This is a genomic window from Romboutsia sp., assembly GCF_056995035.1.
Window position 1 is genome coordinate 16,686 of sequence record NZ_JBXKIW010000079.1, and the last position, 11,706, is coordinate 28,391.

The 11,706-nt window shown below is 30.5% G+C and carries 18 protein-coding genes and 1 pseudogene; 1 reads left to right on the forward strand and 18 read right to left on the reverse strand.

Annotated features, from left to right (window positions below):
- Window positions 1-14: 14 nt before the first annotated feature.
- From AC11VW_RS12765 to AC11VW_RS12800, 8 genes are all read right to left on the reverse strand, one after another.
- Window positions 15-1,397, reverse strand: coding sequence for a hypothetical protein (locus AC11VW_RS12765; RefSeq protein WP_484301809.1), 1,383 nt, complete (start codon window positions 1,395-1,397; stop codon window positions 15-17).
- Between the two features lie 48 nt (window positions 1,398-1,445).
- Window positions 1,446-2,453, reverse strand: a complete 1,008-nt coding sequence (locus tag AC11VW_RS12770; protein WP_484301810.1) for a hypothetical protein — start codon at window positions 2,451-2,453, stop codon at window positions 1,446-1,448.
- Window positions 2,453-3,943: a phage portal protein gene (locus tag AC11VW_RS12775; protein ID WP_484301811.1), complete on the reverse strand. Its 1,491-nt coding sequence runs from the start codon at window positions 3,941-3,943 to the stop codon at window positions 2,453-2,455. The genes AC11VW_RS12770 and AC11VW_RS12775 overlap by 1 nt, the downstream gene beginning before the upstream one ends.
- On the reverse strand, window positions 3,934-4,191 hold the full coding sequence (locus AC11VW_RS12780) for a hypothetical protein (protein ID WP_484301812.1): 258 nt from the start codon (window positions 4,189-4,191) through the stop codon (window positions 3,934-3,936). The genes AC11VW_RS12775 and AC11VW_RS12780 overlap by 10 nt, the downstream gene beginning before the upstream one ends.
- Before the next feature lie 99 nt (window positions 4,192-4,290).
- Window positions 4,291-5,343: a DEAD/DEAH box helicase family protein gene (locus AC11VW_RS12785; protein ID WP_484301813.1), complete on the reverse strand. Its 1,053-nt coding sequence runs from the start codon at window positions 5,341-5,343 to the stop codon at window positions 4,291-4,293.
- The gene (gene terS, locus AC11VW_RS12790; RefSeq protein ID WP_484301814.1) at window positions 5,336-6,049 is read right to left on the reverse strand and encodes a phage terminase small subunit; all 714 of its coding nucleotides are present in this window, start codon (window positions 6,047-6,049) and stop codon (window positions 5,336-5,338) included. Before terS ends, AC11VW_RS12785 begins: the two co-directional genes overlap by 8 nt.
- Before the next feature lie 71 nt (window positions 6,050-6,120).
- Window positions 6,121-6,495: a hypothetical protein gene (locus tag AC11VW_RS12795; protein WP_484301815.1), complete on the reverse strand. Its 375-nt coding sequence runs from the start codon at window positions 6,493-6,495 to the stop codon at window positions 6,121-6,123.
- A gap of 28 nt (window positions 6,496-6,523) precedes the next feature.
- On the reverse strand, window positions 6,524-6,667 hold the full coding sequence (locus tag AC11VW_RS12800; protein WP_484301816.1) for a hypothetical protein: 144 nt from the start codon (window positions 6,665-6,667) through the stop codon (window positions 6,524-6,526).
- Between the two features lie 444 nt (window positions 6,668-7,111).
- On the opposite strand from AC11VW_RS12800, the gene AC11VW_RS12805 reads away from it, so the two are divergent.
- Entirely contained in the window at window positions 7,112-7,813 is a 702-nt protein-coding gene (locus AC11VW_RS12805) for a GIY-YIG nuclease family protein (protein ID WP_484301817.1), read from the forward strand.
- A 65-nt stretch (window positions 7,814-7,878) separates the two neighbouring features.
- Here the strand turns inward: AC11VW_RS12805 and AC11VW_RS12810 are convergent, their stop codons facing one another.
- The 10 genes and pseudogenes from AC11VW_RS12810 to AC11VW_RS12855 all read right to left on the reverse strand — a co-directional run bounded on the left by AC11VW_RS12810 (window position 7,879) and on the right by AC11VW_RS12855 (window position 11,639).
- Window positions 7,879-8,385, reverse strand: coding sequence for a hypothetical protein (locus AC11VW_RS12810; protein WP_484301818.1), 507 nt, complete (start codon window positions 8,383-8,385; stop codon window positions 7,879-7,881).
- 18 nt (window positions 8,386-8,403) lie between these two features.
- Window positions 8,404-8,844: a RusA family crossover junction endodeoxyribonuclease gene (locus tag AC11VW_RS12815; protein ID WP_484301819.1), complete on the reverse strand. Its 441-nt coding sequence runs from the start codon at window positions 8,842-8,844 to the stop codon at window positions 8,404-8,406.
- The gene (locus AC11VW_RS12820) at window positions 8,834-9,040 is read right to left on the reverse strand and encodes a DUF6877 family protein (RefSeq protein ID WP_484301820.1); all 207 of its coding nucleotides are present in this window, start codon (window positions 9,038-9,040) and stop codon (window positions 8,834-8,836) included. Before AC11VW_RS12820 ends, AC11VW_RS12815 begins: the two co-directional genes overlap by 11 nt.
- Window positions 9,041-9,126: 86 nt before the next feature.
- On the reverse strand, window positions 9,127-9,306 hold the full coding sequence (locus tag AC11VW_RS12825) for an NUMOD1 domain-containing DNA-binding protein (RefSeq protein WP_484301821.1): 180 nt from the start codon (window positions 9,304-9,306) through the stop codon (window positions 9,127-9,129).
- An 11-nt stretch (window positions 9,307-9,317) separates the two neighbouring features.
- Window positions 9,318-9,506 carry a hypothetical protein gene (locus AC11VW_RS12830; RefSeq protein WP_484301822.1) on the reverse strand — a complete coding sequence of 63 codons (189 nt, stop codon included), beginning with the start codon at window positions 9,504-9,506 and terminating at the stop codon, window positions 9,318-9,320.
- Entirely contained in the window at window positions 9,506-9,751 is a 246-nt protein-coding gene (locus tag AC11VW_RS12835; RefSeq protein WP_484301823.1) for a hypothetical protein, read from the reverse strand. Before AC11VW_RS12835 ends, AC11VW_RS12830 begins: the two co-directional genes overlap by 1 nt.
- Before the next feature lie 78 nt (window positions 9,752-9,829).
- Window positions 9,830-10,246, reverse strand: a pseudogene (locus AC11VW_RS12840) (single-stranded DNA-binding protein).
- 1 nt (window position 10,247) lies between these two features.
- Window positions 10,248-10,376, reverse strand: coding sequence for a hypothetical protein (locus AC11VW_RS12845; RefSeq protein WP_484301824.1), 129 nt, complete (start codon window positions 10,374-10,376; stop codon window positions 10,248-10,250).
- A gap of 2 nt (window positions 10,377-10,378) precedes the next feature.
- Entirely contained in the window at window positions 10,379-10,870 is a 492-nt protein-coding gene (locus tag AC11VW_RS12850) for a hypothetical protein (protein WP_484301825.1), read from the reverse strand.
- 40 nt (window positions 10,871-10,910) lie between these two features.
- The gene (locus AC11VW_RS12855) at window positions 10,911-11,639 is read right to left on the reverse strand and encodes a sigma-70 family RNA polymerase sigma factor (protein ID WP_484301826.1); all 729 of its coding nucleotides are present in this window, start codon (window positions 11,637-11,639) and stop codon (window positions 10,911-10,913) included.
- Window positions 11,640-11,706: the final 67 nt, after the last annotated feature.

Genomic DNA, 11,706 nt, shown 5'->3' on the forward strand with positions numbered 1-11,706 from the left:
TGTTGCCTCCTTATTTATATTCTTGTTTTCTTAACTCTTACTGAACTTGAATAAGTATTATTATTATTATTATCTTTTTTTGCATTTGTACCAGGTGGCACATCTTTGTGAGAACTAGATATTAAGTTTCTAACTAGATCATCTTGTAATATAGCATCTATTTCTCCTGCTATAGTTTCTTTAGTAGCTCCTTCTTCGGCCTTAAGCATTTTCTTAACTAATCCTTGGGCCATTTCTCCAACTACCTTTTCTCCTATAACTTCATTTAATGTATTATTCCAAGTTTCCTTTTGATTTTGGATTATAGCATTTTGAGCCTTTATAGCATATTCAACTATATCCATTTCACCACTTAGTCCTAATGTTTCTCTTACTTTTTCTAAGATATCTTTAGCATCCATAGAAGCTTTAACTTCTTCCATTTCTCCTGCCACAACCTCTGGTGTTAGTCCTAATCCTGTTACAACATCAGAATAAGATATTTTACCAGTTTGTAATAAACCTTTTACATTTTTTGCTAACTCATTAAATTCCATAACTTTTCCTCCTTCATTCATTTCTCCAGCTAGTTCATAGCTTATTTTTTTAACCACTTCAACCGCTTCACCAAGCTGTAAATTATTTTCTACAATACTAAAATCTATACTATATAACTTTGTAACTCCGCTTTGTTCTAATTCAAATATAGCAGTACTATTGTCATACCTAATATTTTGAATCCAAAGATAAGTTCCATTATCATTAGCATTATATTTTTCTCTTAAAGCTTCTCTTAAATCTACTTTTAAGTTTTCAAAAGTTCCATCAAGTTGTTCTCCATTTGGGTCATTCATTTCCATAGCAACTATACTAGTAGGCATTCCTGGTCTATGTAGTGGTGTCCAATCTATAGATAATGGTTCATATCCTACAACATTCATTTCGCCTTTAGCACCCTTTTTAAGCTTTGGGTAACCAAATATACTAACTTCTTGAATTCTCTTTGTTCTAAGCCATCTCTTAAGGTTTGTAGCATCTGCATCAACTAATCCTCTAAAGTATGCCTTATCACCTTTCATTTCTGCTCCTATCCAATGTGTAACAGGCGGAACAAACTCAGTAGATACATTCTCAGGCTTTTGATGTCCTAAAAAACCATTAAGTGTATATTGTTTAGTATAGTCAACTATATCCTGTAAACTCTTTGAAGTATAATTCCATCCTCTTTTAGATTTAGTAGCTGGAATTTCTACTACTATTTCTAACGGATCTTCATCTGCAGCTTTTAAAGTTTCAATATCTACACCAGAAGCTAAAGGAATATCAGAAGCTTTAATCGATGATAAAATAGCATTTACTGAATCCATTTCTCCATTTATAACATCTGACATTTCTCCATATGGTATATTTAAAAACATATTATCAACTCCTTTCTTTGCAAAATAAAAAGACGTATATAACGTCTATTAATCAACCATTTTCTTATATATATCTTGATACCAAGTTTCCAAACTTGGCTCACTCATAGGGTTATTGTTCCACCTTTTTAGCCTTTGTACCAAATCTTCTGGTTGCTCATTAACAGTTAAAACTATGCATAAGCAATGAGGATGGAAAGGATAACTAGGAGCATTTTCTATAGGATAAACACCTATACCTAACCCATATGAATCTATACCAGTAATACTATCGCATATATCTGGTTTAGGATGACTTCCAGATAATATATATTTAATACCCTTTGTACCTGGGTTAACTGTAGCAGAAACTATTACACCTTCTCCATATGCAGCAGTCATTTCAGTTCTAGCTAGTCTTAAAGCTTCATAGCTAACATCAGAAGGTATTCTATTTCCCATTCTTTTAATCATATTTGGATAATTATCTACTAATGTTTGCTTTCCCTTTAAAACATACTGATCCAACATCCTAGCAGTTTTAACACAATCTTGTCCTTCTGCTACTGCTGTTTGAAGTATCTTCGTCATAGTATCTCTGTATTTAACAGATTTACTCCAAATATTATCGGATAAGAAAAGACCATTCTTAGTTCTAGCCCAGTAAGCTTCTGTTGTCCTCGTATTAAATTCATGGAATATCTTTTGCACAACTGGTTTACTTAGTTTTGTTATCCCTGCAGTTTTAACTGCCTTTAATAAAATAGATTTAGAGTAATTACTTGCAACTTCTATATTTTGTTTTAAATAATCTTCAAAATTAATAGTGAGTTGGTCATTTAATAACTCTATTTCTCTATTTAATTGTTTTAATATACGTTTTAGCCTTTGCTCATTAAACTTTGATATACCTTGATTTTTAAGCTCTTTAGTTATTCTTTTGGTAATATCTATATACATCTTTTTTATTTCTTTATCTTGCTTAAGTCTTAAGTCTACAAAGTGTTTTCTAGCTTCTAAAGCCCACTTTTTATATTTACCTGCAGTAGTTGTAATATCTATTATTTCATTACTCATTATTCTTCTTCCTTGACTTTATCTATTTCCTTTTGAATGTCATCAGCTTCATCATCAAGACCTTGAACATCATCAAGTCTATATCTTAACATTTTAGTTTTTATTATCTTTTCTCTTTCTCCTACTATTTCTGGATCATCACTTATATAACTACTCATAGTATCTATATATTGAGCTAAGAAGTTTACTGCAGCTTCTTCTGATATAAATCCACCTTCTAAAGCCTTTGCCATAGCATTACTTACCTTCTCTAATGTTTCAGCTGATTCTTTTTCATCTCTTGGGTTTATTTCATCCCATCCTATAGTCACATCATAAGTTGAATACTTAGCTCCTGTAGAGTTAGAACTCATTATAAGAACCATCCTAGCTAATAATTGCCATTGCTCTGTAAACTGTTCTCTCTTTCTCCTAATCTTATTAACCATAATAGGCATTTGCTCTTTTGTAGAAGCTAAAGAACTAGGAGTATGAACTCCAAATACAAATTCAGGAGTTTCACTTATATCAACTATGCAATAGAATAATAACTTTAATAGAGTTTGTGCATCACCAGTAGAAGATCTAACTTCTAAAAACTCTGCATCTTCTGCATCTGTTAAGAATAATATTTCATGGCCATCAAGATTAATCTGTCCACCTTCTTTAGCAAACTTAACAGGATCATCAACTCCAAAGTTATTTCTTAAAAATCCTGCAACGTCTTTAAGCTTCATCTTTAGTTTAGGTGTACTATGCATCTTACTACCTTTTAGTGCATGTAGCATAACATCATGATAAGCTTTAACATATGGTTCAATAGGTTCTATATCACTTTGACCATACTTTAAAGTTTCATCCGGTTCATTTTTAAAATGAATTATAGGAACAAAGCCCCATGTATTAGGGTATATACCAGGTTCTAATCCTTCTGGAATATCCCCTTCTACTTCTACTATTCTTTCTTCTGCAGTTATTGCTTGTTTTATTTTAGCTTTTTTCTTATTTCCTTCTAAATCAACCCACTCATTTTCAGTTTCTAATATATAAGCTATAGGTTCTTTAGTTGTAGGATCTAATATTATATCTGTTATTTCTTCCGGTGATATAAAGTTATATATAATTCTTGTTTGCTTATCAGGATACAAAGGATTAACTCTATCTTCTCTTGTAAGCCATATATAACAATCACCAAGCTTTAATGCATTAGTATGTGTCTTTAGCATCTTAGATGTGTTATCTAATGCAAATTCATCTAAAACAACTTTAGCTTCTTCATCTTCTATTTGAAAGTGAGGTACTCCCATAAAACCTATGGAACTATTTATTATAGGCCTAATAAAAGAAGCTCCTAACTTGTACGCTGCATTTTTATTTTGATATAGTTCTCTAGCTAATCCATAATCAACTTTAGAGCTATCAAGTTTATATGTTCCAGCACTACCACCAGAAGTTCTCATTTCACCTGTAGCTTTCTTAAACATGTTAGTTAAATATTTTACTAACCCCATACTCTTCCTCCTTTCAGTAGAGATAAATCATCATTCCCGTTTTCAGCAAATGAATATATAACAGCATCTGCTCTATCTGGTGATTCTCCTATTCTCTTTTTCATTTCCTTCTTACCTTCTATTCGTATCTTACCTTTTGAATCTACGCTATATTTTCTATTAGATAGCTGTTTAATAAGCTTATCATCATTAGGTAATTGAATAGTTGGTTCATTACCTTGTAAAAAATTACTAAAGTTCGAATCCATTTCCTCTCTTATTACATCCCACATTTCAGAAGCTTTATTAAAATATTTATCTTTTTCTATAGCACTAGATCCATTTTGTATAGGTATTATTTCATAACCTTATCTTTGTTCTCTGACTACTTCTCTAAGTCTATCAGTAACACCAGCACCTAATCCATCATCATCTGTCTTTATCTTAACTCTATTAATCTGAGGATACATAGATTTAAACTTATCCGCAGTTCTCAATATACAACCCACTGTCTCCATTGTGCTTTGTTTCGAGTAAGTTTGTAAGTCAAATACCTTTCCACCTATTCTAGGAGCTATTATAGTTTCATCATCACCATATCTAGCTATATCCGCTCCTAAGTGCAAAGTATAATCCATTGATATATTTACTTCTTTTGATGTTGCATGTTCTACAACTTCTAATGATATAAGAGAATCAGACTCACCTTTTGGAAATTCTCCTAATACTCTTACTCTCCATGGATCGGAGCCTTCATGATATTTTCTTTTAAGCATTTCTATATTTTCTTTTGATGTCCTTGGACTATCCATAGAAGATACTTTAAAAGTTTTATATAGATCTCTGTCTCTATTATGACTATCGTAAAATGTTCCTGATGTTCTCGTTGGGTTTCCGCATAAAAGAAGCTTATTCTCTGCTCCTGATAATGTACCTAATATAGCTTCCATTATAGGGTCAGCTACCCCAGAAGCTTCATCAACAACAAATAACATATAGTCCTCATGAAAACCTTGCATATTTTCTGGTCTAGTTGCAGTCTTAGCAGTTGCCCACCAACGTTCACTATAACCTTTCATATATATCTTAGTCTTTGTCCATTCAAGAAACTTTTCAACATGAGAACCTACTAGCCATTTAGCAACCTCGGCCCATAACACATCATACAACTGTTGTTTAGTTGGAGCAGTAGCAACAACCTTCGGAAAAGGTCTAGTTAATAAATACCATGTTAAAGCAATGCTTTCTAATCCGGTTTTACCTACACCTTGACCTGACCTTATAGACACTTTAGGATTATGAGCCAATGCCATAAGTACATCTTGTTGCCACTTATCAGCTTTAAATCCTAACATATCTTCTGCAAACCATACTGGATTATCCCAGTAATCATCAAGTAATGTAAGTAACGAATTATTCATTTTTATTACCTCGTCTCTTAGCTATTTCTATTAAAGTATTAGCCCAGTTTTCTTGGCTCTTATCTTTAGAATCACCTTTGATGTTCTCTATATCTAATTTAAGTTTATCTATTCTTAGCTTCTGTTCTTTGGTTACTAAATCCCAATTAGCATTAAGCATACTATCATACTGTTTAATCAATGACCTTAACTCTCCCATTGCTCTGCTTTGAGCATTTAAGAAAGTTGCATTTCTATCCCAAGCAAATTGAATTTCATATTCTGTTTCTTCTCCATTCATGCTTGACTTTGTTTTCTTGAGCTCTCTAGCCATATCATCTTTATCTCTAACATACATAATTCTTTGAGCTCTTATGATAGCAGCATACTGAATTGTAATTTGTTCCCAAAGTATGTCTAGTTGGCTTTTTTCAATTATAGTTTCCATAAGTTCTAAAGTTTCTTCTGGTAAGTACTTAGAGAAAAATCCAAACTTCTCTGCATTTTTATTCCCTTTTGGAGCACCATGTCCAACTGCATTTTTATTTTCTAAGGGTGCACCCCTTTTATTATTAGGTGCACCCTTGTTTCTCTTTTCTTCTGCCCAGTTATATCTTTTAATCCATGACTTTAAGGTATTGATAGATATATCATATTTATCGCAGATTTCCTTTTGTTTCATACCTTCAATGTAATCTACTTTTACATTTTCTTTCGCATCTTTCATATCACCACCTCATTTGTTTGTTTTGGAAAATTAAAAAAGAACCCTATACTAATACAGAGTTCTTAAAATTTCTATACCTTTATAAATTGTGTGAATATACTCTTTCTAAAAGAAATTGACATTTCCGAAGTTGTTCCACCATATGTACAAGTAATTCTTTTATCTTCATACCCAGACCCTATTGATACTGGATGTATTTCTCCTTTAGACATCAATTTAATAACTGCTTTTTCCTTTATTCTATATCTTATAATTTGTTCTGAAACTTTATTAACTATTTCATCTTCTGTATCGCCTATAAATCTATCATCAATTCCAGAACTTATATATATAATTTCTCCTTCTTCAGGTTTAGCACTTCTTTCATATTTATTTACCAACTCAGAAACTTGTTCTTTATAAGAATAAGAATAAACAATATCTAAAATTTTATTTTGAATATCCATATTTTCACCTCCATTCAAGTATATAATTCTACTTAATTCGAGGTTTTCCTTCTTCTTTCTTATTTTTATCAAACCCTGGCTTCTTTTGCATTTCTTTATCATAATCTTTTAATTTTTCAGGTACTTCATGAATCATCTTTATAGCTTCATTTGCATCCTTCCAAACCTTCACAGTACTCACCCTTTCAAACATAAAAAAAGACCTAAGATTAAAAGTCCGAAGCCTTTCTTCGAGTTCGATTTGTAGAAATAAAAATACATCAAACTGTGACAAGGTAGTTGATGTTGTTAGAAACAATTACAGATTTTTATTTTTTTTGAGCACATGGTAAGAATTGAACTTACTTAACACCAACTGCATGTACATAGTCGACCAGGAGGGGATGTCCTGGTCTTGAGTTTGTCTATATCATATTTTAAGGGGAAATATGAATTTGCTTACAAAATAAAATATCATTTTGTCTACAATACTATTATCTCATACGTCTTTATATTATATCGGCAATAAATCGGTATAAAAAATCTAGAAATAATTCATTTAATACAAAATAAATAAGTATATTTTTATGTAATTATGGTTATTAATGGTAAATAAATTAAAGATTGGGTGATATAAGTGAAAGTAAAATATTTTTATACTATATACGGCGAAATAGGGGAAGACTTACAAAAAAGAATTCCTCTAGGTAATTATGTATATATATTAAATATATCCGGTTCTGATGTTTGTAAGATAGGATCATCATCAAATGTATTTGGTAGAATAAAGCAACTAAGACAAATAGTTAAATCAGTTTTTCCTTATATAGAAAATTCAATTACATATAATGTGTATATATCATCTCCACTTAAAGATAAAAGTTTAAAAAGAACACTTGAATCTGAGCTTCACAGTGTTTTTAAAGAAAGTAATATTGATGGAGAATGGTTTAAATGTAAATTTTCAAAGGCAATAAATAAATTAAAGGAAAGAGAATTTAATTATATAGATACAAATAGTTTAAACTACATATTAAGTTTATTTGACGATAAAGTATACAATAAGAAAAACGTTTTTGAAAATTTTAATAACTTAAAATACTTAAAGGCTTTTAAAGAGTTAGAATTTAAAAAATTCGCCGAATATCACTCCCCAGAGTTATTTGATCAAAATAATTTTTTTTATGTAGATTTCAATGCATCTACTACAGAAGAAGATTTAATAAATATACTTAAAAGCTTTCTTGAATATATAGAATGTAACTCCGGTAAGTCAAACTATAAAAAAGAAGTTACTAAAAGAATTAATACTTTTATATGTGAATCCACTCTTTTATAATTGTTTCCATATTATAATAGAGGGTATCTAAAATTTAGATACTCTCTATCTTTATTTAAAACTACCTATATAACAATCATATCAAATAGTGTGGGTTCTTCATCTTTGAATGCTTTAACTCCAAATAATTTTCTAGCTATGCTCCTTATTGCTTCGTTTTTCTTATTTCTTAACTGACGTTCTTCATAATTCATTTTTTCTGTTATTTCTAGCCACTGTAGACCTTCCATATATCTATATTTAACAATATCTTTATGTATATGAGTTAGATTATTTATAATTTGATCTATTTCTTTCTTTAGTTTTTTATTTCTATATAATTCTATCTTTAATTCCATTTCTTCTTCTACTCTATCTAATGCTTTTCTTTCTGTCATTCTTCCTATATTAAACGTAGGGCTAACTTGTATACTGTCATATGCTATAGCTCCTACTGTTGTTATATTTTCTTCTAGCTTCATGTCTTTTAGCTTTTTTTCTGTACTCTCTATGAAATCTTCTATATCTTTATATCCATATAAAATCTTTTCTGTAAATTTAAAACAGTTTTTTTCTAATTGTTCATTTTCCATAATAACTCCCCCCAGTATTTATATATCTTGTATTGTCACTTCTACTCTAGGTTTATCACTGTAAAACTTCTTTGATTCTACTTCTACTATTTGAGCATCATCTTTATATGCAATTCCATTTAGACTGTCTGCTATAGCTTTTATTATATTGTCTAAGTCTGGTTTCTTTGTTGGCCTAGTTGTTCCATCTAGCTTAGCTTTAGCTTCTTGGAATTCTTTTGTATTAATCTTATTTTTATCTATTGCTGATTTATCTTTTTTAGTAATGTCATAATAACAATTAACTATCAATTTTACATTGCCTTGGAAATAATGCTTAACTGTACTTCTGTATAATAATTTAATCCAATGCTCATACATTATGGTTTGGTCAGCTGTATATGCTCGACCAGTCTTAGTATTAAATCGTGGTCTTTCTTTTCCTTTTGCTTCACCCTCTATTGTAAAATTAACTTTCATGCTCAATCTCCTTTTTAGAGTAGATCTTAATTACATTCTCCACATATCTAAATTGTTGTTTTATATATGGATCTTTAAGAGTTCCTCCGCTAACTATCCAATCAGATATTCTATTTTTCACGTCAACTAATACTTCTGTAGGTATTTGATGTTTAATTAAAACCTCATTTAAATCTTCCATTGTTTTAATCTTCATACTCAATCTCCCTAATCTCATTTAGTTATCATTATCAATATACTAATTCAAGTATATTGATAATGATGTGTATTTCAGTTATATATCTAACATACATTTAAAAACTTAAATGTCTTTTTATATGTTATTCCATTATCTATATAAGCATTTAATCTTTTTCTTTCTATTCCTGTGAACTTAGCTGCTGCAAACCTAGATTCAAATTCATGTTTACTATTTGTTTTTATATTAATTACAATGACTGGTTTTTTAATATTCTTATCCAAACTTCCACCACCTAATCTAATTCTTCTAGCTCTACATCAAACGGATTGTTAAAATCTACAACATACGATTCTTCATACTCATAATTTTTGCCGCACTTCTCACAATTAGCATCACCTTTTATTACTATATAGCCATCAACTATATCAATCTCATTAAATCCATCATAATTAACTTCATGACCACAATTGCACTTTCTCATTATTCACTCCTCCAATAAATAGTTCTTTGACCGTTAAAACAATTCTCCGCAAAATCACAAACCTTTTCAGCTAAATAAGAATCTTTCATCTCTTTCCATTTAAGAACTCTTCCTGTAGCAACTTCTGTTACAACTATTTGAAGTTTAAGTCCTAATACATCATCCTGTCTTACAGCTTTTTCAGCATATGAATATCTAGCATAAACTTCATATTCAATATCATTTATCTTAAGTATATTTTTCATAAGCTCCTCCTAATAAAACCCATCTTCTATTTACCAGGTCCTTAAATACTGGCCTGGCATTTTCAATTATCCTATTTTTTAGAAAGGTATATCATCATCGTCTATTGCTTGGAATCCTTGTGGATCTAGTCCTTGTGGTTCAAAGCTTGGGTCAAATGATTGTCCCTTTATCTCATTTTTGCCACCTAAAAATTGAACTCTATTAGCATTAATCTTAGTTGCTTTTCTAGTTTCTCCAGCTTGATTTTGGTAATTTTATATTCTTATAGAACCTTGTATAGCTACCATACTTCCTTTGCCTATATAGTTAGCACAATTCTCCGCGCTCTTTCCCCAAACTTGTATATCTATAAAGTCAGTTTCCTTTTTTCCATCTTTGCCTGAGAATTCTCTATCAACAGCCAAACCGAATTGACCTACCGCTGTTCCTGATCCTTGGATGTAACGAAGCTCAACATCCCTAGTCAATCTACCAACTAATACTACATGATTCATATTATCTTCTCCTTCTCTTATCTTGTTTTCTAACTACAATAACTATAACTTTTCTAGCTGCAATAACTATAATATCTAATGTTCCAATTATTACAGCTGCTGTCCATATTAAAGTCCATAAAGCTTTCATGCTTATTCTCCTATTAGCATTGTTAGGTCCCAAACTTTTTTCCCATCTATTTTTTCATGTACCCAATTACCTTGTTCCGTTTTCATTGCCTTACCTGTATTATCCTTGTATGCTATTAGGTCCCTTATTTGTCTCTTAGCTTCCGTATTAACTTTAAGTTTTTTATTTAATTTTTCAATTACAGTTTTCGCTGTTCCAGCACAGAATTTAGCTTCCTGTTTCTCTTTTTCTAGCTTTTTAACTAAGTTTTTTAATTTTTGTATTTCACTTTCTAGCTCTATGTTATCTTCAAAATATCTTTCTACTACAATTTTCAAAGAATCTATTTGCATATTAAGAAGATGATTTTTATCTTTAAGAACATCTATTGTTTCTTCTTTAACTGTTAAATTTCTTAACATTGTTATTGCACCATCATCTCTTAACTTTATTTCTTTTTCAAGTTCTGCTACTACTAGGTCGTGAGTAGTTCTTAGTATTATTGGTAATTTCATCCTTAGCTCCCCCACTTATATTTTTATAATTAGTCCAATGTTACGCTGTAACTTTTAATTTACTTTCTCTTATTTTTCTTAAAATCTTGCTAATAGAACCTTTTGGGATATTTAATTGTTCTGCTATTTCACTTTGTTTAAGTCCTTGTTGTAGTAATTCTATCACTTTAGTTACAAGTTCCGTATCTATTAGCGTCTTAGGTCTACCGGAGCCTTTTCTTGTAATTTCTTCACCGTTTTCAATCTTGGTAATCATAGAGCATACTCTTCTACATATCCTAGAAACATTAACCTGTGACCCACCTATTACTTTAGCTATTTCTGTTTGAGAAAATCCTTGCATTCTCATTTCTATAACTTTTTGTTCTTTACTGTTTGAACAAGCTCTAAGTTTTTTTAATGTCTCATTCACTTCAATCGCTCCAAAATCTTCTTCTGTTAAAAGTAAATCGTAAACCTTAAGACCTTCTCCATTTTCATTTTCATAATATGAAACTTTTTCACTATCATAATACTTTTTTATGTATCTATTTTTGAACTGCAATACTCTAAAATAAATAGCATTGCAACCATACGTAGAAAATTTAAAGCCTTTCGATTTATCAAATGTTTGTGCTGCTTTATATAGTGCAATGCATCCTTCTTGATACATATCATCCCTCATGTGACCATGGATTGCTAATATAGTTCCAAAGTTTTTCTGTAGTATATGAGCTACTAATCCTTTATTTTCTTCAAATAACTTTTTAGCTTCTTCTTTTGTTCTCATTATTCGTTCCCCCTATTGAAACCTTAGATAATTCTTTTTCATCTTAGCTTTATAAGCTTCTTCTAAT